This is a genomic window from Pseudomonas sp. NIBRBAC000502773 (assembly GCF_006517195.1).
Lineage (GTDB): Bacteria > Pseudomonadota > Gammaproteobacteria > Pseudomonadales > Pseudomonadaceae > Aquipseudomonas > Aquipseudomonas marginalis.
In genome coordinates, this window is the sequence record NZ_CP041189.1 from 1,429,713 (window position 1) to 1,453,414 (window position 23,702).

Annotated in this window: 10 protein-coding genes; 6 read left to right on the plus strand and 4 right to left on the minus strand. The window is 64.6% G+C overall.

Annotated elements, in window-relative coordinates; all coding sequences use genetic code 11:
* Window positions 1-60 precede the first annotated feature (60 nt).
* Entirely contained in the window at window positions 61-12,957 is a 12,897-nt protein-coding gene (locus NIBR502773_RS06505; protein WP_141155679.1) for a non-ribosomal peptide synthetase, read from the minus strand.
* A gap of 51 nt (window positions 12,958-13,008) precedes the next feature.
* Window positions 13,009-13,761: a thioesterase II family protein gene (locus tag NIBR502773_RS06510; protein ID WP_141155680.1), complete on the minus strand. Its 753-nt coding sequence runs from the start codon at window positions 13,759-13,761 to the stop codon at window positions 13,009-13,011.
* A gap of 302 nt (window positions 13,762-14,063) precedes the next feature.
* Between NIBR502773_RS06510 and NIBR502773_RS06515 the strand changes: the two genes are divergently transcribed.
* Window positions 14,064-14,615, plus strand: coding sequence for an RNA polymerase factor sigma-70 (locus NIBR502773_RS06515; protein WP_027603895.1), 552 nt, complete (start codon window positions 14,064-14,066; stop codon window positions 14,613-14,615).
* A gap of 2 nt (window positions 14,616-14,617) precedes the next feature.
* On the opposite strand, the gene NIBR502773_RS06520 is transcribed toward NIBR502773_RS06515, so the two are convergent.
* Window positions 14,618-15,406: an ABC transporter substrate-binding protein gene (locus NIBR502773_RS06520; protein WP_141155681.1), complete on the minus strand. Its 789-nt coding sequence runs from the start codon at window positions 15,404-15,406 to the stop codon at window positions 14,618-14,620.
* A gap of 93 nt (window positions 15,407-15,499) precedes the next feature.
* Window positions 15,500-16,123, minus strand: a complete 624-nt coding sequence (locus NIBR502773_RS06525) for a TetR/AcrR family transcriptional regulator (RefSeq protein WP_027603893.1) — start codon at window positions 16,121-16,123, stop codon at window positions 15,500-15,502.
* A gap of 153 nt (window positions 16,124-16,276) precedes the next feature.
* Here NIBR502773_RS06525 and NIBR502773_RS06530 point away from each other — a divergent pair, with 153 nt between their 5' ends.
* From NIBR502773_RS06530 to NIBR502773_RS06550, 5 genes are all read left to right on the plus strand, one after another.
* Window positions 16,277-18,055: an acyclic terpene utilization AtuA family protein gene (locus NIBR502773_RS06530; RefSeq protein ID WP_141155682.1), complete on the plus strand. Its 1,779-nt coding sequence runs from the start codon at window positions 16,277-16,279 to the stop codon at window positions 18,053-18,055.
* Window positions 18,056-18,156: 101 nt separating this feature from the next.
* Window positions 18,157-19,773 (plus strand): acyl-CoA carboxylase subunit beta, encoded by a 1,617-nt coding sequence (locus NIBR502773_RS06535; RefSeq protein WP_141155683.1) that lies wholly within the window; start codon window positions 18,157-18,159, stop codon window positions 19,771-19,773.
* Window positions 19,774-19,789: 16 nt separating this feature from the next.
* On the plus strand, window positions 19,790-20,947 hold the full coding sequence (atuD, locus tag NIBR502773_RS06540) for a citronellyl-CoA dehydrogenase (protein WP_141155684.1): 1,158 nt from the start codon (window positions 19,790-19,792) through the stop codon (window positions 20,945-20,947).
* Window positions 20,944-21,705 carry an enoyl-CoA hydratase/isomerase family protein gene (locus NIBR502773_RS06545; RefSeq protein ID WP_092486482.1) on the plus strand — a complete coding sequence of 254 codons (762 nt, stop codon included), beginning with the start codon at window positions 20,944-20,946 and terminating at the stop codon, window positions 21,703-21,705. The genes atuD and NIBR502773_RS06545 overlap by 4 nt, the downstream gene beginning before the upstream one ends.
* Before the next feature lie 39 nt (window positions 21,706-21,744).
* Window positions 21,745-23,628, plus strand: a complete 1,884-nt coding sequence (locus NIBR502773_RS06550) for an acetyl/propionyl/methylcrotonyl-CoA carboxylase subunit alpha (RefSeq protein WP_141155685.1) — start codon at window positions 21,745-21,747, stop codon at window positions 23,626-23,628.
* Window positions 23,629-23,702 lie beyond the last annotated feature (74 nt).

A 23,702-nucleotide genomic window follows, 5' to 3' on the forward strand; every position in this document is an offset into this window, starting at 1 on the left:
GGCGCCTGGTCTGACGCCATCGGGGGCAAGCCCCGATGGCGTCCTGACAGACAGCGAAGATCAGAGCCCCTCCAACTCCGCCATCAAATCACTCAACCGATCCACCTTCTCTGCACTGATCTCATTGGCCGCCAGCCCCTCGATGTACTCGGCCAACTCCGCCACCGTACTGCATTCGAACATCGCCCGCAGCGGCACATCCCGCTGCAGGGTCTTCTGCACGCGCGAGGCAATCTGCGTGGCCAGCAACGAGTGGCCGCCCAGTTCGAAGAAGTTGTCCTGCACGCCGACCCTGTCGACTTTCAGCACCTCGGCCCAGATCGCGGCCAAGGTGTTTTCCAGTTCGTTGCGTGGCGCCAGGTAGTCCTGGCTGTGCAACTGGCCGATCTCCAGTTCCGGCAGGGCCTTGCGGTCGAGTTTGCCGTTGGCGTTGAGCGGCAGGCGCTCGAGCCAGAGCCAGTGCAGCGGCACCATGTACTCCGGCAGTTCGGCGCGCAGGCGTTGCTTGATGCGGTCCAGGCGTTCGCCCGGACTCAGCCTTTCATCGACGGCCACCAGGTAACCCACCAGATGCTTGCCGTTGACGCCTTCCTGCACGCCCACTGCCGCGTCGCGCACTAGCGGTTGTTCGTGCAGGCGCGCTTCGATTTCACCCAGCTCGATGCGGTAGCCGCGAATCTTCACCTGATGGTCGATACGCCCGACGTACTCCAGCACACCATCGCTGCGCCGCCGTGCCAGGTCGCCGGTGCGGTACAGGCGCTCGCCCGGTGCGCCGAAAGGGTTCGGCACAAACACCTGGGCGGTGCGCAGCGGATCGCTGACATATCCGCGGCCCACCCCGGTGCCGGCCACGCACAGCTCACCGACCGCCCCCTGGGGCACCAATTCCAGCGCACCATCCACCACGTACAAACGGTTATTGTCCGTCGGCGTACCAATCGGCAGGTAAGTGCCACGGGTGGACGCCAGGTCGACGCGGAAGAACGCCACATCGTCCGAACATTCCGCCGGGCCGTAGGCGTTGACCAGGCCGATGTCCGGGTAACGCAACAACCACTGGTGCGCCAGCTCCGGCGGCATCGCTTCACCGGTCGGCAGCATCCAGCGCAAACCGTCCAGGCTGACGCGATCCTGGGCAAGCATGCCCTGGATCAGCGACGGCACGCTTTCCAATACAGTGATGCCATGTGCTTGCACATGGGCCAGCAAGCCCTGCGGATCGTGGGCGATGCTGTTCGGCACGATATCCACCCGTGCGCCGAACAGCGGCGCGGCGAGGAATTGCCACACGGAAATATCGAAGCTTTGCGAGGCGGTCTGGGCGATCACATCCGCTGGCGTCAGGTCCATATACGGCACCTTGCTCAATTGGTTATTGAGCATGCCGCGCTGTTCGACCATCACGCCTTTGGGCAGGCCGGTGGAGCCCGAGGTGTAGATCACGTAGGCAAGGTTGTCCGGGCCGCTGTAGATGCCCGGATTTTCCCCACGGGCAGGCACGTCTTCCCAGACCAGCAACTGGCAATCGACGCCGTCCAGCAGCTCGATGGCCTGCTCGCGGCACGCTTCGGTGCAGACCAGCAACGGTGTGCGACTCAGGTCGATGATGCGGCTCAGGCGCTGGCTCGGCAGGCCCGGGTCCAACGGCAGGTAACCGGCACCGGCCTTGAAGCTGCCGATGATCATGCCCAGCAGGTCAAGGCTGCGCTCGGCCAGCAACGCCACCGGTTGGTCCAGGCCGACGCCCGCCGCAATCAATGCATGACCCAGGCCGTTACTGCGCCGGTTCAGCTCGTCATAGGTCCATTGCCGGTCCAGGCAACGGGCGGCGATGCGCTGCGGATGCGCGCTCACCTGGGCTTCTAACAACTCGACATAGCTGCGTTCCAGCGGGTAGGCGTGTTCGCTCTGGTTGCAGCCGTCCAACAGGAACGCGCGTTCCTGTTCGCCCATCAGTGGCAGGTCGGCCATGTCGCCATGGAAGCCCTGCACCAGCGCCAGCAGCAGGCGCTTGAATTCACCGAGCATGCCTTGCACGGTGGTTTCGTCGAAGTAACGCTGGTCGTAGGACAGGTGCAGGCCGAGGTCATCCCCCGGGTAGCACACGGCGGTCAGCGGGAAATTGGTGTGGGTGCGGCCGGAGTCCGAGGTGGCATTCAGGCTGTGGGCGCGGTCCAGCACCGAGACTTCCACCGGGGCGTTTTCGAACACGAACAGGCTGTCGAACAGCGGCTGGCCCTTGGGCAGTTCGCTGTGTTCCTGGATCGTCACCAGCGGCAGGTATTCGTACTCGCGCAGTTGCATATTGCTGTCGAGCAACGCGTTCAACCACTGGCGTACGCTGCAACGCTGGTCGTCTTCGGGCAGCTTCACCCGCAGCGCGATGCTGTTGATAAACAGGCCGACGGTGCGTTGCATCTCGGGCATTTCCACCGGGCGCCCGGCCACGGTGACGCCGAACAGCACGTCACGCTCGCCGCTCAAGCGTCGCAGCACCAAGGCCCAGGCCGCCTGGGCAAAGGTGTTGACGGTAAGTTGATGGGCCTGGGCCAGTTCGCGCAGTTGCGCACCGTCACGGGCGTCGAGGCGGGTGTAGCAGTCACCCACCACCATGCCGCCACTGTGGCCGGCATGTTCGCGCAGGAACGGCCGGTCGCTGGGGATCGGCGTGGTGCGCTCGAACCCTTGCAGGTTCTGCTGCCACCACTGGCGTGCTTCGGCCAGGTTCTGGCGTTGCAGCCAGGCGATGTAGTCGCGGTAGCGCGGCGGCGTGGCCAACTGCGCCTCGCGGCCTTCGCCGAGGGCCATGTAGATATCGAAGAAGTCATTCATCAGCAGCGAACGGCACCAGGCATCGATCAGGATGTGGTGGTTGCTCATCATGAACCAGTAGCGCGCTTCACCGACGCGGATCAGGCGCAGGTGGAACGGCGCCTGGTTGAGCAGATCGAAACCGGCTTCGCGCTCGGCCTTGAGCAGCGCTTGCAGGCGCGGTTCCTGTTCACTTTCCTGGTCGGCACTCCAATCCAGGTACTCGATCGGCGTGCTGCCGGGCTTGTGGATCACTTGCAGCATGTCTTCGCCGACGTTCCAGCAGAACGAGGCGCGCAAGGCTTCGTGGCGGGCGATCACCGCTTGCCAGGCCTGGGCGAAACGCTCGGGGTCCAGAGCGCTGTTGATGCGGTAGCGGTCCTGCATGTAGTAGAGGCCGGTGCCCGGCTCGAGCAGGGTGTGCAGCAGCAGGCCCTCTTGCATCGGGGTCAGCGGGTACACGTCTTCGATGGCGCTGGCCGGTACCGGCAAGCTGTCGAGTTGCGACTGGCTCAAGTGCGCCTGGGGGAAGTCGGACGGCGTGAGGCCGCCGGCGTTGTCCTCCAGGCAATGGGCGACCAACGCTTGCAGTTCGGCCAGGTAGGCCTGTGCCAGGTCCTGGATGGTCTGTGGGTCGTGGCGTTCGCGGCTGAAGGTCCAGCGCAGCACCAGTTCGCCGCCGTACACCTGGCTGTCCACACTCAGTTCGTTGGGCAGCGGCGCATCCGGGTCATGGGCCAGGCCCGCCGATTCGTCCAGTGGGTGGAACAGTGCATCGGCGCCGAAGCTCTGGTCGAACTGGCCGAGGTAGTTAAAGGTGATCTGCGCACTCGGCAAGGCGGCCATACTCTGTTTGCACAGGTCATCGGCGAGGTAACGCAGCACGCCATAGCCCAAACCTTTATGGGGCACCGCACGCAGCTGTTCCTTGATCGCCTTGATCGAGTCGCCCTGCCCGGTTTGCGGGGTCAGGCGCAGCGGGTAAGCGCTGGTGAACCAGCCGACGCTGCGGGTCAGGTCGATGTCGTCGAACAGGCTTTCGCGGCCATGGCCTTCGAGCTGGATCAGCGCCGACCCGTGCCCGCTCCAGCGGCACAGCACACGGGCCAGGGCGGTCAGCAGCAGGTCGTTGACCTGGGTGCGGTAGGCGCTCGGCGCCTGTTGCAGCAACTGGCGCGTGTGTTCGGCATCCAGGCGCACGCTGACGGTGTCGGCATCGCGGTTGCGCCGCGAACCGTGCGGGTGGGCCACGGGCAATGCCGCGTCAGGGCCGGCCAACCGGTCCTGCCACAGGCTCAACTCTTCACGCAGGGATTCGCTGCCGGCGTACGCCTGCAAGCGCGCGGCCCAATCGCGCAGGGCGCTGGTCTTGGCCGGCAGGCTGACGGACTGGCCGTCGCTGAGCTGGCGGTAAACGTTTTGCAGGTCTTCGAGCAACACGCGCCACGACACACCGTCCACCACCAGGTGATGGATCGCGATCAGCAAGCGTTGCTGGCCTTGGGGGCCATCCACCAGCAAGGCGCGCACCAGCGGGCCGTGCTCCAGGTCGAGGCTGCGCTGGGTGTCGGTGAACAGCGCGGTGCACTGTTGCATGTCGCGCACTTGCGCCTGCATCAGCACGCCGCCTTTGGGCACGGCCAGGTGTTCGGCATGCCATTGCGCATCGCGCCGGGTAAAGCTCAGGCGCAGGGCGTCGTGGTGCTCGAGTACCGCCAGCAGCGCTTGCTCCAGGCGATGAGGCTCGAGCAGTTGCAGCGGCTTGAGCACCAGCGCCTGATTCCAGTGCTGGCGCGCGGGAATATCGGTGTCGAAGAACCAGTGCTGGATCGGTGTAAGGCCCGAAGCGCCGGTAAGCACGCCTTGCTCGGCGCTGACCTGCTCGGAGCGCGTGGCCACCCCGGCCAGGGTTTGCACGGTCTGGTGCTGGAACAGGTCGCGGGGGCTGAAGTGAATCCCCGCCTGCCGCGCACGGCTGACCACCTGGATCGACAGGATCGAATCGCCGCCCAGTTCAAAGAAGTTATCGTCGAGGCCGACCTGCTGCACGTTCAACACCGCGCACCAGATCGCCGCCAAGGTGCTTTCCAGCTCGTTGCGCGGCGCCACGTACTGTTGCCGATTGGCCTCGGGATCGGGTTGCGGCAGGGCGCGGCGGTCGAGCTTGCCGTTGGCGGTCAGCGGCATGCTGTCGAGTACGATCAGGTGCGCGGGTACCATGTAGTCCGGCAGTTGCGCCTTGAGATGGGCCTTGAGCGCCTCACGCAAGGTGCCGTGGTCGGCGTCGCTGACCAGGTACGCCACCAGTTGCCTGCCACTCGGCGAATCCAGCGCCAGCACCACCGCTTCGCGCACGGCAGCATGTTCCAGCAGGCGGGTTTCGATCTCGCCCAGTTCGATCCGGAAACCGCGAATCTTCACCTGGTGGTCGATACGCCCCAGGTACTCCACCAGGCCATCGGCGCGCTGGCGCACCAGGTCGCCGGTGCGATACAGGCGACCGCCCTGGCGGGCAAACGGGTCGGCGACAAACCGTTCGGCCGTCATCCCCGGACGTTCGTGGTAACCCTGGGCCAAACCGGCGCCGCCGACATACAACTCGCCGGTCGCGCCTTGCGGCACCAAGGCCAGGTCGGCGTCGAGAATATAGGCCACGCGGTCGCCGATGATGCTGCCGATCGCCACGCTGGCGGCGCCCTCTTCCAACTGCTGCGGCGCCAGGCTGGCCAGGGGCATCACCACGGTTTCGGTGGGCCCATAGGCATTGAAAAACACCTCGGGCTGGAACGCCGCACGGATACGCTGCAGGTGTTCGCCGGTCAGCGCTTCGCCGCCGGTAATACACATGCGCACCGGCAAGGTCTGGTGCTGGGTTGCCAGCCACTGCGCCAACTGGCTGCCGTAGCTCGGGGTAAAACCGAGGATGTTGATGCGATGGGTACGGATCAGCCCGCAGATTTCCTCGGCATCCCACTGGCCCTGGGCGCGCAGGACCACCTGGGCACCGCTGAGCAGCGGCACCAGCAGACGCTCGGTGGCGGCGTCGAAGTTGATCGAATAGAAATGCAGTTCGCAATCGTCCGGGCGCATGCCGAAGCGCTCGATCACGGCCTGGCAATGCATGGCGATTTCACCGTGGGACACCACCACGCCCTTGGGTTTACCGGTGGAGCCGGAGGTGTAGATCAGGTAGGCCTGATGTTGCGGCAAACTGATAAACGGCAGCTCGCCGGCCGGGTAATTGGCCAGCACCGGCAAGTCATCTTCCAGGCACCAGCAGGCCACGCTCGCCGGCAACTCGCCGAGGGCGTCGAACATCGCCGCATCGCTGAGCAACAGGCCGATGCCGCTGTCTTCGATCATGTAATGCAGGCGGTCCAGCGGGTATTCCGGGTCCAGCGGCACATAGGCGCCACCCGCCTTGAGGATCGCCAGCAGGCCGATGACCATTTCCAGCGAGCGCGGCAGCGCCAGGCCGACCCGCACCTGCGGGCCAACGCCGCGCTCGCGCAGCATCCACGCCAGGCGGTTGGCGCGGGCGTCGAGTTCAGCGTAGGTGAGGGTCACACCGGCAAAGGTCAGCGCCGGGGCATCGCCACGCTTGAGCGCCTGCCAGCTGAACAGTTGCTGGAGGCACTGGTCGAGGCGATGCTCGCCCGCCTCCACGCCCAGGCTGTCCTGCAACGCGCGTTGCTCGGTGGCGCTCAGCAACGGCAGTTCGCTGAGGCGTTGTTGCGGGTTGGCGATCAACGCTTCGAGCAGGTTGCGCCAATGCTCGGCCATGCGCGCGATGCGCGGTTCATCGAACAAATCGGTGCTGTAGGTCAGGCAGCAACCCAGGCGGTGGTCGAGGTCGGTGACTTCCAGGTTGAGGTCGAACTTGGTCGCGCGGGCATCGTTGGCCAGGTATTCGACGGTCATGCCGGCCAGTTGGCGGCTCTGCTGGAATTCCCAGCGCTGCACGTTGCACATCACCTGGAACAACGGGTTGTACGCCGCGCTGCGCGGCGGTTGCAGGGCTTCCACCAGGTGGTCGAACGGCAGGTCCTGATGGGACTGGCCTTCGATCACGGTGTGACGGACCTGCTCGAACAGCTCGGCGACACTCATCTGCCCCGTGAGCTGGCAACGCAGCACCTGGGTGTTGAGGAACGCGCCGATCAGCCCTTCGCTTTCCGGGCGAATGCGGTTGGCCACCGGCGCGCCGATACGCAGGTCGGTCTGGCCGCTGTAGCGATAGAGCAACACGGCCAGGGTGGCGGTCATGGTCATGAACAGGGTCAAGCCACGTTCGGCGTTGAAGGCACGCACACGGGCGGCCAGATCGTCGCTGAGGTCGAAGCGGTACAACTCGCCCCGGTGACTTTGCACCGGTGGTCGTGGGCGGTCACCGGGCAATTCGAGCAGTGGATGTTCGTTGCCCAGTTGCGCGGTCCAGTAGTCCAGTTGGCGTTGGCGCTCGCCAGACTCCAGCCACTGACGTTGCCACACGCTGTAGTCCAGGTACTGCACCGGCAACGGTGCCAGCGGCGACAGGCGCTCATCGATAAAGGCTTCGTACAGCGCGCTGAGTTCACGGGCAAAGATGTCCATGGCCCAGCCTTCGGTGACGATATGGTGCAGGGTCAGCACCAGGTAGTGCTCCCGCTCACCGGCCTTGACCAGGCACGCGCGCAGCAGTGGCCCGGTTTCCAGGTTGAACGGGGTGTGCGCCTCGTGGTCGGCCAGTCGCTGCAAACGCTGCTCGCGCTCGCCTTCGTTCAACGCCGACATATCCTGCCAGTCCATGCGCAGGCCGGTCTGCGCCGACACCTTTTGATAGGCCACGCCGTCGACGCTCGGGAATGTAGTGCGCAGGGTTTCGTGGCGCATGACCAAGGCCTGCAACGCCGCCTCGAAACGCCCCACATCCAGCACGCCACGCAGGCGTGCCATGCCGCCGACGTTGTAGGCCGGGCTGTCCGGTTCCATCTGCCAGAGGAACCACATGCGCTGCTGGGAATACGATAACGGCACCGGCAGGCTGCGGTCGACGGTGGCGATTGCGGTTTGCTGGTTGCGTTGGCCGCTGGCCTGGATCAGGCCGACTTGCTCGGCATAAGCCCCCAGCTCGCTGGCCTCGAACAAGGTGCGCAACGGCAACTCGACGTCGCACGCCTGGCGGGTGCGGGAGATGATTTGTGTGGCCAGCAGCGAGTGACCGCCGAGGACGAAAAAGTCATCGCGCAGGCCGATTGTTGCCAAGCCGAGCACTTCGCGCCAGATCGCTGCAATCTGCTGCTGCAACGGTGTTTCGGGCTCGATGTGTTCGCGGGTTTGCCACACCGGCGCCGGCAATGCCCGACGGTCGAGCTTGCCGCTGGGGCTCAAGGGCATCGCGTCCAGGCGCATCAGTTGCGCGGGCACCATGTACTCCGGCAGCTCGGCGGCCAGGGCGGCTTTGACGTCCTGTTCGTCCAAGGCGACATGGGCGGTGTAGTAACCGATCAACTGCGCATCGCGCACCAGCACCACGGCCTGGGCGATGCCGTCCAGGGCCAGCAGGCGCGCTTCGATTTCTTCCGGTTCCACCCGGAAGCCGCGCAGCTTGACCTGCTGGTCGAGACGGCCGAGGTATTCGAGCACGCCATCCGCACTCCAGCGTGCACGGTCACCGCTGCGATACAGGCGTGCGCCCGCCTCGCCCAGCGGGTCGGCGACAAAGCGCTCGGCGGTCAAGCCGGCACGCCCAAGGTAGCCACGGGCCAGGCCGATACCGCCGATGCACAGTTCACCCGGCACACCGGCCGGCAAGGGGTTGAGCTGCTCGTCCAGCACGCGGCAGATCACATTGCCCAGTGGTCGGCCAATCGGCGAACGCTCGCCATCGTCAGCAGTGCAATGCCAGTGGGTGACGTTGATCGCCGTCTCGGTCGGGCCATAACGGTTGTGCAATTGCACCGCCGGCAACTGCGCCAATACGCGATTGCGCAACTCGGCGGGCAAGGCTTCGCCACCGGAGAACAGGCGACGCAGGCTGGTGCACTCGGGCACCAGCGGTTCGTCGATAAACAGCTGCAACAGCGGCGGCACGAAGTGCAGCGTGGTCACGCCGTGCGCCTGCACCAACTGCGCGATGCGGTGCGGATCGCGGTGCTCGCCAGGGCCGGCCAGCACCAGGCGGCAGCCGGTGATCAGCGGCCAGAAGCATTCCCACACCGACACGTCGAAACTGATCGGTGCCTTTTGCATCAGCACGTCGCTGTCATTGAGTTGATAGGTGACCTGCATCCACTGCAAGCGCTCGGCCAGGGCCGCATGGGTATTGCCCACGCCCTTGGGCTGCCCGGTGGAGCCGGAGGTGTAGATCACATAGGCGAGGTTGTCGCCATCGAGGTGCAGGCCGGGCGGTTGGGTCGGCCAGCTGTCGAGGTGCAGGCTGTCCATGGCAATCACGCACACGCCTTCGGCACTCGGCACACGGTCCAACAATGCGGTCTGGGTCAACAGCAGGTGCACGCCGCTGTCCTTGAGCATGTAGGCCAGGCGCTCGGCGGGGTAATCCGGGTCCAGCGGCACATAGGCGCCACCGGCCTTGATGATCGCCAGCAGGCCCACCAGCAACTGCGGCGAACGCTCGGCGGCGATGGCTACGCACACGTCCGGGCCGACGCCTTTGTCGCGCAGGTAATGGGCCAGGCGGTTGGCCTGGGTGTGCAGTTGGGCGAAGGTCAGGCTGCCGTCCTGCCAGACCAGCGCGGTGTTGTCCGAGGTGTGTTGATTGAGCAGTTCGGGCAGCCATTGTTGAGCCGGTGCGCACGGCGCCTGGCTCCACGCTTGCTGTTCGTCCTGCGGCATCAGCTGGAGGTCACCGATGGCCTGTTGCGGTTGTTCGCACACGGCCTGCAGCAGGTGGATGAAGTGCGCGGCCAGGCGCTGGATGGTCGCGCTGTCGAACAGTTCGTCGGCGTAGTCGAAGGACAGGCTCAGGCGCCCGTTGCGGTCTTCTTCGCTGTGCAGCTGCAGGTCGAACTTGGCTTCGCGGCTGTGCCAGGGCAGCTCATCGGCGAGCATGCCCGGCAGGCGGCGCAAGGCGCTGAGGTCGCGTTGCTGGTGGTTGAACATGACCTGGAACAGGCCTTGTTCGCGGGCTTGCGGGAAGGCTTCCAGCAGTTGCTCGAAGGGCAGGTCCTGATGGGCCTGGGCGCCCAGTGCCGTCTGGCGGGTGGCGGCCAGCAGCTCATTGAAAGGCAGGCGCCCGTCCAGCTCGGCACGCAGCACCAGGGTGTTGATAAAGAAGCCGATCAGGCCTTGGGTTTCCTGGCGCGGGCGGTTGGCGTTGGGCACGCCGATGCGGATATCGCGCTGGCCGCTGTAGCGGTAGAGCAAGGTCTGGAACGCCGCCAGCAACAGCATGAACGGCGTGGACTCGTGGGCCTGGGCGGTCTGGCGAATCGCCTCGCTGAGGCTGACACTCAGGCGCACACTATGGCGCGACGCACTGTGGCGTTGCTGGGCCGCACGCGGGTGGTCGGTGGCCAGGCTCAGGGTCGGGTGCTCGTCCCCCAGTTGCGCTTTCCAGTACGCCAGTTGGCGCTGGCCTTCACCGTCGGCCAGCCATTGGCGCTGCCAGCTGCCGTAGTCGGCGTACTGCAAGGCCAGTGGCGGCAACGCCAGGGCCTGGCCCTGGCTTGCGGCGGCGTACAGGCGCGAGAACTCGTCGATGAGGATATTCAACGACCAGCCATCGGCGATGATGTGGTGCAGGGTCACCAGCAACTGGTGATCGTCCTCGTCCAGGCGCACCAGGGTCACCCACAGCAGCGGGCCTTGTTCCAGGTCGAACAGGGTTCGGGCTTCGTCCTCACGGATCTGTTGCGCGCGAGCCTCACGCTCGGCGACGGGCAAGTCGCTGAGATCGATAACCTGCAGGTCAAAATCGCTATTGGCGTCCACACGCTGGAAGCCCTGGCCATCGCGCTCATAGAAGCGGGTGCGCAAGGCTTCGTGGCGCTGGATCAGGTACTGGAAGCTTGAGCGCAGCGCGTCTTCATCCAGCTCGCCACGCAGACGCAGGGCGCCGGGGATGGTGTAGGCGCTGCTTTGCGGGTCCAGTTGCCAGGTGATCCACAGGCGGTTCTGGGCCAGGGATTGGGGCAGTTCGTCCTGGCGCGACAACGGGCGGATCGCACCTTGGGCAATGCCGCCGTCCTGTTGCAGTTGCGCCACGCCGGCGGCGAACCCGGACAACGTCGGCGCCTCGAACAGCAGGCGCAGGTTCAACTCCAGGCCGAGGGTTTCCCGCAGGCGCGCGACCACTTGGGTGGCGGTGATGGAGTTGCCGCCGAGCAGGAAGAAGTGGTCGTCGGCCGCCACCGTGGCGACCTGCAACTGCTCGCACCAGATCGCGGCGATCCGGCTTTGCAGTTCGGATTCCAGCGCAACAGCGCTCGCCTGGGCGTGCAGATCGGGGAACTGTGCGTAGCAGTCGAGACTGCCGTCGGCCTGCCGAAGCGCGCACGCCGCACGCTGCACCTTGCCGCTGGAGGTCTTGGGCAGGCCGCCGGGGTTGAGCAACACCACCACGCACGGCGCCTCTTGATAGGCCTCGGCCACGGCTTGGCGGATGGCTTTGATCAGCGCTTCAGGCGACAGGATCTTCTGCACGCTGCGGCTGATTTCCGCGGCGATGCCGATGCCTTCCAGGCCTTTGTCATTCACCGCAAACGCCGCGACCCGGCCCTTGCGCACCACTTCCATTTCGCGCTCGATGGTCTGTTCGATGTCCTGGGGGTACAGGTTATGGCCGCGCACGATCAGCAGATCTTTCAGGCGACCGGTGATGTACACCTCGCCCTCGCGGATAAAGCCCAGGTCACCGGTGCGCAGCCAGGTGCGGCCGGCATGCTGCACGAAGGTCTTGGCGCTGGCCTCTGGGTTGCGCCAGTAGCCGTGGGCGATGCTCGGACCGCTGGCCCAGAGTTCGCCGACGCAGTTGTCGGCCAGCTCGCTCAGTGTGTGCGGGTCGGCGATCAGCACCGCGTGTTCCGGCTGGGAGGTGCCGCAACTCATGATCGCACTGCCCTGCCCCGGCTCGGCGCGGTTGGCGGCCAGGGCCTGCTCGTCGACGCGCAGCGCCGGGATGCCATGGCCACGCCGGCCGCCGGCGACGAACAGGGTGGCTTCGGCCAGGCCGTAGGAGGCGAAGAAACTATCCGAGGTAAACCCGCAGGCGGCGAACTTCTCGGCGAAGCGCTCGAGGGTGTCGAGGCGGATGGGCTCGGAGCCGGAATAGGCCACGCGCCAGTTGCTCAAGTCCAGGCGCTCCAGGGCCGACTCACTGACCCGCTCGCTGCACAGGCGGTAGGCGAAATCCGGCCCGCCGCTGATGGTGCCGCGGTATTCGCTGATCGCTTCGAGCCAGCGCAATGGCCGGCCGAGGAAATAGGCCGGCGACATCAACACGCACGGCACGCCGCTGAAAATCGGTTGCAGCAGGCCGCCGATCAGGCCCATGTCGTGGTACAGCGGCAGCCAGCTGACGATCACGTCGTCAGGGTTCAGGTCGATGCCAAAGCCGCGTCGGATCAGCACTTCGTTGGCCACCAGGTTGCCGTGGCTGACTTGCACGCCCTTGGGCAACGCGGTGGAGCCTGAGGTGTATTGCAGGAAGGCGATGTCGTCGGGTTGCAGGTCGGGGGTGCTCCAGGCGCTGGCGATCTGTGCGTCGAGGGTGTCGACACTCAGCACCGGCGGCGCGTTTTCGATCTGCGCGAGGCCCTCGGCCAGGCTGGCGATGGTCAGCAGCAGACGCGGTTCGGCGTCACCGATAATCGACAGCAAACGCTCCTGGTGATGACGGCGGGTGGACTCCGGCGGGTAGGCCGGCACCGCGATCACCCCGGCGTACAGGCAGCCGAAGAACGCCGCGACGTAGTCCGGGCCACTGGGGAACAGCAGCACCGCACGGTCGCCCTGTGCCGCATTGGCCTGGAGGGCGGCGGCGATGGTGCGGGCGCGTTGGTCCAGGTCACGGTAACTGAGTACCACGTTGTGCTCGGCCGACTCGGCGAGGAAGCGCAGGGCGACCTGGTCCGGGGCCTGGGCGGCGCGACGTTGAAGGGACTCGACCAGGGTGCGGGGAAGTTCGAAGGCGTCCATCATGGGGTTCCTGCCTGAAATCGGCTTACGGGAAATTCGGGAATGGGAGAGCGATCAGCCGGCGGCCATTTGCCGCGCCGCGCCATTGCGCCAGCGGGCCAGGTGTTCGTCGGCGTAGCGCCGCACGCAGCGCAATACGGCGCTTTCGTGCTGGATAAGGAAGAAGTGGTGGCCGTCGAACATGTCCAGGGAAAAACCGCTGGCGGCATCGAGCTGCCAGTCGAGCAACTGGTCGGCGCGCACGCTGTCCTGCTTGCCGCCGAACACATGGATCGGCAGGTCCAGCGGCTTGCGCTCGCCGTAGGTGAAGCTGCCGCACAGCAGGAAATCGGCGCGCAGGATTGGCAGCATCAACTGCATCAACTCGGGATTGGCCAGGGCTTCTTCGGCGGTGCCTTGCAGTTCGCGCAGACGGGCGATCAGTTGCGCGTCGGTCTTCTCGATGGCGTATTCGCTGACATCGCGGCGGGCCGGGCCGGCCGTGCCGGAGGCGAACAGCGCCAGCGGCACAGGGACATTCCGTGCCTTTAACGCGTGGGCCAATTCAAAGGCCAGCAGACCGCCGAGGCTATGGCCGAACAACGCATAAGGGCCGCTCAAGTCGCGACTGATTTCCTCCGCGAGCTGCGCCGCCAAGGCCTTGATATCGCGCTGCAGGGGCTCGTCCATGCGCATGCCCCGCCCAGGCAATTCCAGCGGGCACACCTGCAACCACTCCGGCAACGTGCGGCGCCAACGCGCGTAAACCATGGCGCTGGCGCCCGAATAGGGCAGGCAGAACAGGCGCAGTCGAGTCGGCGTAGTCATCCCGCGACGACTCCAAACTGAAACACGCTGTGTGCACGATAAAAACCCATGTCGTCCTCCTGCGGGTGCTGATCCTTGGCCGCTTTACTAACGGCCCTGTCACCCAGAAGAACGGACGGCACCGGCAAATAATTAGTCGCCGGGTACCTGCGAGACGTGGTTCACACCAAACAAGAAAGCATAAGATTAGTTCGCCTTCTCATTTGACAATCATTATCATTCAGCATAATTTGTTGCCCGATGTGTAGGAGGCCTCAGCAAGGACGCCCTCCCCTAACCTCTTTTGCGACAAGGTGATTTCCATGACGGAACAAGTATCCACAGGCAGGTGCGACTCACCGCTTCTCCAGGCATTTGTCGACAATCGACTGATTCTGGTGAAGATTGCGGCACGTATTACCGGGTGCCGCTCCCGTGCCGAAGATGTAGTGCAGGACGCCTACTTCCGCCTGCAATCGGCGCCGACGATCACGTCATCGTTCAAGGCCCAACTGAGTTATCTGTTCCAGATCGTGCGCAACCTGGCGATCGATCACTACCGCAAGCAGGCCCTGGAACTCAAATATTCCGGGACGGAAGAGGAAGGCTTGAATGTGGTCATTCACGGCGCTTCACCGGAAACCTCCCACATCAATTTCAACACCCTGGAAAACATCGCCGACGCCCTGACGGAGTTGCCCCAGCGCACCCGCTACGCGTTCGAGATGTACCGCCTGCACGGTGTGCCGCAAAAGGACATTGCCAAGGAACTCGGGGTTTCACCGACGTTGGTGAACTTCATGATTCGCGATGCGCTGGTGCACTGCCGCAAGGTGTCCGGCAACCATAGCGATACGTTTGCACGGCGCGTGTGACCTCAGGGTACCGCCATCACATCGATGCGGTACGGCTCGAAAATCTTCAGCATCTCGCCGCTGTCGCGCAAGCGCTTGAGCAACGCCGAAAACGCCTCGCCCGTGATCGGCGCCTTGGGCCGCAGCAACGCGTAGTGGTGATAGACCTGGTCGATGCGCTCCGAGACCAGGAACTGCCCGGCCATATCCGCATTGCGCACCATGAAGTCACTCAGGTACGAACGGGTTACCAAGGCGATGTCCGCACGCCCGCGCGCAACCATCAGCAGGTTGCTGTCATGGGAATAGGTCAAGGTGGCGTTGAAGTGCTCGGCCAAGTACTTGGGGTCGGGGTTGAAGTTGGCAAAGGCGTAGTGATAGCCGCTGAACACCGCCAGGCGTTTTCCGGCAAGGTCGGCGAAATAGTTCTGGCCTCGACCGGGCTCACGCTGGGCGACGAAGATTTCCGCATCTTCCAGGCCCATGTCGATGCTGGTGTGGGCAACCTTCTGCCAGCCCCAATCGGGATTTTCGAAGATGGCCATGTCGATACGGCCTTGTTCGAAATCACGAAAACGCCGGGGGATGGAGGTGGGTACCAGCACAAACTGGTAGTCGGTTTGCGAGGCGTTCAGGGCCTCCACCAATTGAGGCAACAGACCGGTGTCGGCGCCTTGCTCCGGGCGCACGGTGTAGGGCGGAAAATGCGCCGCGCCGATACGCACCAGTTGCGCAGCCGAAGCCGGCAACCATGCTGCGGTGCCGAGTGCCCATAAAGTAAGTCCTGCAGCCAACCGCCATGGCGATAACATCAAGGCACACACCGTTCAATACATCGATGTCGATAAGCTAGGCGTTTTTGTCCAGCTAGACAACTTTCCATCGGCAAATTAATAGCTTGCGCCTCAATCGGCCTTCAAAACCATCAACAAGGCTTCTTCGGCCAATTGCTCCAGGGTCAGGTTGCCCTCGGCGCGAAACCAGGTGGTGGTCCAGGACAAGGCCCCGGTGAGGAAGCGTCGCGCAATAAACACATCGCCCTTGATGTAACCCGCCGCCTTGGCCTCGCCCAACACCTGCAGCCAGATGTCTTCGTACACATCGCGCAACGCCAGCACCTGGGCCTGGGCGTCGGTCGACAGCGAACGCCATTCATACACCAGCACCGCCATGGCCTCGCCGCTGCCGCCCATGATCGACTGCAATTCGCAGCGAATCAGCGCCAGCACACGTTCGCGTACGGTGCTCGCCTCCTCGAGCGAGGCACGCATCAAGGCGGTGTTGTAGTGGATGGTTTCCTCCATCACCGCGCGCAGGATCTCGTCCTTGCTCTTGAAGTGATGAAAGATACTGCCGGACTGGATGCCCACGGCACTGGCCAGGTCGCGGACGGTGGTGCGTTCAAAGCCCTTGTTGCGAAACAGGTGCGCCGCGGTTTGCAGCAACTTGCCCCGGGCACTGTCGGGGTCGGTCAATTGGCCGCCGTCGACCATGGTGCGCATCACCCGCAGGGCTTTGTGCTCATCCATGCTGCTCTCCTCTACTTCTACTGACGTCTTGGCCGGCAATTTAGGCCGTGCCAGTCACCCAAGCAAGCGCTTGGGCAAAACTTGTGACCGAAGTTTACAAACCAAGCGCTTGCTTGGTAGTCTCGTTGCCAGCCATTCGAGGAAGGATTTCTCATGAGCAAGACGGTTCGTATCGGCTGCGCCAGCGCCTTCTGGGGTGACACCTGCAGCGCGGCCGCGCAGTTGGTGCACGGCGGCAAGCTGGACTACCTGGTGTTCGACTACCTGGCGGAAGTCACGATGTCGATCCTCGCCGGTGCACGGATGAAAGATCCCCAGGCCGGCTACGCCACGGATTTCGTCGAGGTGCTCACACCGCTGCTGGCCGAGATCCAGCGCCAGGGCATCCGCGTGATCAGCAATGCCGGCGGCATCCACCCCCAAGCCTGCGCCGCCGCCCTGCAAGCTGCCTGCGATAAAGCCCAGGTGCCGCTGAAAATCGCCGTGCTGCTGGGCGATGACCTGCAACCCAAGCTCAAGCACCTGCACGGCATCACCGACATGTTCAACGGCACGCCGCTGCCGCCCCTGTGTGTATCCGCCAATGCCTACCTCGGCGCACCGGGCATTGCCCAGGCGCTGCAACTGGGCGCGGACATTGTCATCACCGGCCGGGTGGTCGACAGCGCGGTGGTCAGCGCAGCGCTGGTGCATGAATTCGGTTGGTCGTGGCAGGACTACGACCGCCTGGCCCAGGCCGCGTTGGCCGGGCATATCATCGAATGCGGCGCGCAGTGTACCGGCGGCAACTTCACCGACTGGCGCGACGTGCCCGACTACGAGCACATCGGCTTTCCCATCGTCGAAGTCAATGCCGATGGCCAGTTCACGGTCAATAAAGTCGAGGGCAGCGGTGGCCTGATCAGCGAACTGAGCGTGGCCGAACAGCTGCTGTATGAAATCGGCGACCCACACGCGTATCTGCTGCCCGATGTGATCTGCGATTTCAGCCAGGTGAAGTTGCAGCAGCAAGGCAAAAACTGCGTACGCCTGCACGGCGCCAAGGGGTTGCCGCCAACGCACCAGTACAAGGTCAGCGCCACGTACCCGGAAGGCTTTCGCTGCACCGCCAGTTGCCTGATCGCCGGGATCGATGCAGTGGCCAAGGCCGAGCGGGTCAGCCAGGCGATCATCAACAAGACCTCGGAACTGTTCAGCCAGCGCGGCTGGGCGCCCTACACCGACGTGAATATCGAACTGCTGGGCAGCGAAGCGACGTATGGCCCCCGCGCCCTGCGCCACGACTGCCGCGAAGTGGTGGTCAAGCTGGCGGTGCGCCACCCCAGCAAGCCGGCGCTGGTGCTGTTCGCCCGCGAGATCGCCCAGGCGGCCACGGGCATGGCGCCGGGGCTGACCGGGATTGTCGGTGGGCGGCCGACGGTCTACCCGCTGATCCGCTTGTTCTCGTTCCTGATCGATAAGGCCGCCTGCGAGGTGGTAGTCGACTTCCAGGGTCAACGCCACGTCTGCACGCAGCCCATCGCCGACGCTCCGATCCTGCCTGCCGCCCCGATGGATCCGCCCCAGCCCCAGGGGCGCGCCGACGCCAGCGTGGCGCTGGTGAAACTCGCCGTGGCACGCTCCGGCGACAAGGGCAACCACAGCAATATCGGGGTCATCGCCCGCGCCCCCGAGTACCTGCCGTGGATTGCCGAAGCGCTGACGCCAGAGGTGCTCGTCGACTGGATGGGCCATGTGCTCGACCCCGTGCACGGCCGCGTTGAACGCTGGTATTTGCCCGGCAGCCACAGCCTCAATTTCCTGCTGGAAAACGCCCTGGGCGGCGGCGGCATCGCCAGCCTGCGCATCGACCCCCAGGGCAAGGCCTTCGCCCAGCAGCTGTTGGAAATCCCCATCGCCGTGCCGCAACACATCGCCGATCAACTCACATAAAGGAGCGTTGCCGTGGCCTTCGACTCGATCTTCAAAGCCGGCCTGTTCCAGGGTCACACCGTGATCGTCAGCGGCCGCGACACAAGGCGGAGCAATAAACCATGCCGCTGATTGACAGCCTGATCGATCCCCACAGCCCGCAGTTCGCCCAGAACCGCGCCGCCATGCTGGAAGGCATCCAACACCTGCGCCAGTTGGAACAGACCCTGCTGGGCAAGGCCGAGGAAGCCAGGCCCAAGTTCGAAAAACGCGGCCAACTGCTGCCCCGCGAGCGCCTCAACCTGCTGCTGGACCCAGGCGCGCCGTTCCTGGAACTGGCGAGCCTGGCCGGCTACAAGCTGCATGATGACAAGGACGGCAGCGCCGCCGGCGGTGGGCTGATCGCCGGAATCGGCTACGTCAGCGGCGTGCGCATGCTGGTGGTGGCTAATAACAGCGCGATCAAGGGCGGCACCGTTTCGCCCTCAGGCCTGAAAAAATCCCTGCGCCTGCAACAGATCGCCATGGACAACAAACTGCCGGTGGTGACCCTCGCCGAAAGCGGTGGCGCCAACCTCAACTATGCCGCAGAGATTTTCGTCGAAGGCGCGCGCAGCTTTGCCAACCAGGCGCGCATGTCGGCCATGGGCTTGCCGCAGATCACCGTGGTGCACGGCTCGGCCACGGCAGGTGGCGCGTACCAGCCAGGACTGTCGGATTACGTGGTGGTGGTGCGCGGCAAGGCCAAGCTGTTCCTTGCCGGTCCGCCGCTGCTCAAGGCGGCGACCGGTGAAGTCGCCACCGATGAAGAATTGGGCGGCGCCGAAATGCATGCACAGATCGCCGGCACCGCCGAATACCTGGCGGAAAACGACGCCGATGGCGTGCGCATCGTGCGTGAAATCGTCAGCCTGTTGCCCTGGGATGAGCGCCTGCCGCTGGCGCCCAAACGCAATTACGCCGAGCCGCTGTACCCCATCGACGACCTGCTGGGGCTGATCCCCGCTGACCCGAAAAAGCCCTACGACGTGCGCGAGATCCTCGCGCGCCTGGCCGACGGTTCGCAGTTCCTCGAGTTCAAGGCAGCGTTCGACGCCCATACCGTCTGCGGCCATCTGCACATCCAGGGCCGCGCGGTCGGCGTGATCGGCAACAACGGCCCGATCACGCCCAAGGGCGCGAGCAAGGCGGCGCAGTTTATCCAGCTGTGTGACCAGAGCCGCACACCGCTGCTGTTCCTGCACAACACCACCGGCTTCATGGTGGGTACCGAAGCGGAGCAGCAAGGGGTGATCAAGCATGGCGCGAAGATGATCCAGGCGGTGGCCAACGCACGGGTGCCTAAACTCACGGTGGTGGTCGGTGGCTCCTACGGCGCCGGCAACTATGCAATGTGCGGTCGCGGCCTGGACCCGCGTTTTATCTTCGCCTGGCCCAACAGCCGCACGGCGGTGATGGGCGGTGCCCAGGCGGGCAAGGTGCTGCGGATCGTCACCGAGGCCAAGCAGTTGAAAGACGGCCTGGTGCCGGATCCCAAGGTGCTGGACATGCTCGAACAGGTCACCGCGCAAAAACTCGACAGCCAGTCCACCGCACTCTATGGCAGCGCGAACCTGTGGGATGACGGGCTGATAGACCCACGGGATACCCGTACCTTACTCGGCTTTCTGCTGGATATCTGTCACGAGGCCGACGTCCGCGAGTTGCAGCCCAACAGCTTCGGCATCGCGCGCTTCTAACCGGAGAACAAGAACAATGATCTTCACCCAGGAACACCAGGAACTGCGCCGCACCGTCCGTGCCTTCGTCGACCGCGAGATCAACCCTCATGTGGACGCATGGGAAAAGGCCGGGCGCTTCCCCATCCACGACATCTTCCGCAAGGCCGGCGACCTCGGCTTGCTGGGGATCTCCAAACCGGAACAATTCGGCGGCATGGGCCTGGACTACAGCTACTCGATCGTCGCCGCCGAAGAGTTCGGCACCATCCGCTGCGGCGGCATCCCCATGTCCATCGGCGTGCAGACCGATATGTGCACCCCTGCCCTCGCCCGCTTCGGTTCCGATGAATTGCGCGACGAATTCCTGCGCCCGGCCATCAGCGGCGAGCAGGTCGGTTGCATCGGCGTCTCGGAAACCGGCGCCGGTTCCGACGTGGCCGGGTTGAAAACCCATGCGCGCAAGGACGGCAGCGACTATGTGATCAACGGCAGCAAAATGTGGATCACCAACTCGCCCAGCGCCGACTTTATCTGCCTGTTGGCCAACACCTCCGACGACAAGCCGCATATCAACAAGTCGCTGATCATGGTGCCGATGAACACCCCAGGGATCAGCGTCAGCCCGCCCCTGGAAAAACTCGGCATGCACAGCTCCGAAACCGCCCAGGTGTTCTTAGACGGCGTGCGCGTGCCCCAGCGCAATCGCATCGGCCACGAGGGCGCGGGGTTCATGATGCAGATGCTGCAGTTCCAGGAAGAACGCCTGTTTGGCGCGGCCAATATGATCAAGGGCCTGGAGTACTGCATCGACAGCACCATCGACTACTGCAAGGAGCGCCAGACCTTCGGCAAGGCGCTGATCGACAACCAGGTGATTCACTTTCGCCTGGCCGAACTGGCCACCGAAATCGAATGCCTGCGCGCACTGGTCTACCAGGCCACCGAGCAGTACATCAAGGGCCAGGACGTGACCCGCCTGGCCTCCATGGCCAAGCTCAAGGCCGGGCGCCTTGGCCGCGAAGTCAGCGACAGTTGCCTGCAATACTGGGGCGGCATGGGCTTCATGTGGGACAACCCGGTGGCCCGTGCCTATCGCGATGTGCGCCTGGTGTCGATTGGCGGCGGTGCCGATGAAATCATGCTGGGCATCATCTGCAAGTTGATGGGCACTTTACCGGGGAAAAAGCCATGAATACCCTGCTGCTCGAACCCCACAACGGCGTGTTGCACATCACCCTCAACCGGCCCGAATGCCGCAATGCCATGAGCCTGGAAATGGTCAACGAACTGCGCGCGGTGCTGGCCGGGTTGGACAGCCAGGTGCGCGCCGTGGTGATCAGCGGCGCAGGCGGGCATTTTTGCGCCGGTGCCGATGTGAAGGACCTGGTCAGCGCCGGCGATCAATTGCAGGCCCTGAACCGGGCGTTCGGCACGTTGCTGCAAGCGGTGGAAGCCGTGTCGCAAGTGGTCATCGTGGTGCTGCAAGGCGCGGTGCTGGGCGGCGGGTTTGGCCTGGCCTGCGTGAGTGACATCGCGATTGCCGATCACCAGGCGCAGTTCGGTTTGCCGGAGACCAGCCTGGGGTTGCTGCCGGCACAGATCGCACCGTTTGTGGTCAAGCGTATCGGCCTGACCCAGGCGCGGCGACTGGCGCTGACGGCGGCGCGGTTCGATGGGCTGGAAGCTCAACGGCTGGGGCTGGTGCACTTCACCGAGACCGATCCGCAGGCGTTGGCCGAACGTCTGGATGAGGTGCTGGGGCAGGTGCTGCGCTGCGCCCCAGGCGCCAATGCGCGTACCAAGGCGCTGTTGCTGGCCAGCGTGGAGCAGCCCCTGGGGCCGCTGCTGGACCAGGCGGCGCAGTGGTTTGCCGAAGCAGTGACCAGTGCAGAAGGGATCGAGGGGACGCAGGCGTTTGTGCAGAAGAGAAAGCCTCGGTGGTGCAAGTGACGTCCGGGATAGCCACCGCATAACCCAAGGGATAACCCAATGCCGCAGTTCACAAAAATCCTCATCGCCAACCGCGGCGAAATCGCCTGCCGCATCCAGCGTACAGCCCAGGCCTTGGGCTACCGCACCGTCGCCGTCTACAGCGACGCCGACGCCCAGGCCCTGCATGTGCAGATGGCCGACGAAGCCGTACGCATCGGCCCCGCTGCGGTACAACTGTCCTATCTCAACATCCCGGCCATCCTCGAGGCCGCGGAAAAAACCGGCGCCGACGCCATCCACCCCGGCTACGGCTTCCTCTCGGAAAACCCCGGCTTCGCCCGCGCGTGCCAGGACGCCGGCCTGACCTTCATCGGCCCCAGCGCCGAGGCCATCGAACTGATGGGCAGCAAGCGCCGGTCCAAACTCGCCATGCTCGAGGCCGGCGTGCCTTGCATCGCCGGCTACCAGGGCAGCGCCCAGGATGACACCTGCCTGCAACGTGAAGCCGAGCGCATCGGCTACCCGTTGATGATCAAGGCCAGCGCCGGCGGCGGTGGCCGTGGCATGCGCCTGGTCCACCGGCCAGAGGCGCTGCTGGACAACCTGCACAGCGCCCGCTCGGAGGCCAGGAACGCCTTCGGCAGTGACGAACTGATCCTCGAACAGGCGCTGATCGAGCCGCGCCACGTCGAGATCCAGCTGTTCGGCGACCGCCACGGCAACCTGATTTACCTCGGCGAACGCGACTGCTCGATCCAGCGCCGCCATCAAAAAGTCATCGAGGAAGCGCCCTGCCCGGTGATGACGCCCGAACTGCGCCAGGCCATGGGCGAAGCCGCGCTCAAGGCCGGACGCGCGGTAAATTACATCGGCGCCGGTACCGTGGAGTTCCTGCTCGACCGCAACGGCCGGTTCTACTTCCTGGAAATGAACACCCGCCTGCAAGTGGAGCACCCGGTCACCGAGCTGATCACCGGCCTCGACCTGGTAGCCTGGCAACTGCAAATCGCCGCCGGCCAGCCGCTACCGCTCGAGCAGGCGCAGGTGAGCCTGAGCGGCCACGCCATGGAAGTGCGCCTCTATGCTGAAGACCCGGCCCAGGGCTTCCTGCCGCAAACCGGTGAGGTGCTGCGCTGGGAACCGGCCGTGGGCGTACGGGTTGACCATGGGCTGTGCGAAGGCGAAACCATCAGCCCGTTCTATGACCCGATGCTCGGCAAGCTCATCGCCCATGGCGCCACCCGCGAAGAAGCCCGGCGCAAACTGCTGCGGGCGGTGGAGGACACGTTGTTGCTGGGGGTGACGACCAATCAGCGCTTATTGGCTGAACTGCTCAAGCACCCAGGGTTTATCGGCGGTGATTTCAGCACCGGGTTTATCGCCGAGCACTTCAGCGAAATACCGCGCCAGGCCGCGACAAGTGATCAACTCGCCCTGGCCGCCGCGCTGTTTTACCAACACAGCGCCGACCAGCATTCCCACGGCCTCGCGGGATGGCGCAACAACGCCCGTGTTCCCTGCACCTTTAGCCTGGAGGTCGACGGCGAAACCCATACCGTCACCACCGCCCCCTTGCCACTCAGCACCGATGGGCGTCACGCCACCGTGGTGCTCAACGGCATTCGCCGCCGTATCGCCTATCACCTGGAGGGCTCTCGGCTGTGGTTGCCTGGCCTTATCGTCAACAACTGCACCCAGCAAGTTGCCGGGCGCCAGGCCGACGCCGGCAGCGGCACGGTCAAGGCACCGATGGACGGTGCCATCGTCGACGTCCGCGTCAGCACCGGTGAACAGGTGACCAAAGGCCAACTGCTGCTGGTGCTCGAAGCCATGAAAATGGAGCATCCACTCAAGGCCGACAGGGACGGCGTGGTCAAGGCCGTACAGGTCACAGCAGGCGATCAGGTACGCAATCGCCAGGTTCTGCTGGAGATCGAATAACCCCCTAGTCGGAACTACAAGGCCGGTCTACGCTCTATCCCCAACAGGAAAGGACGAGTACGGGAACCTGCGCG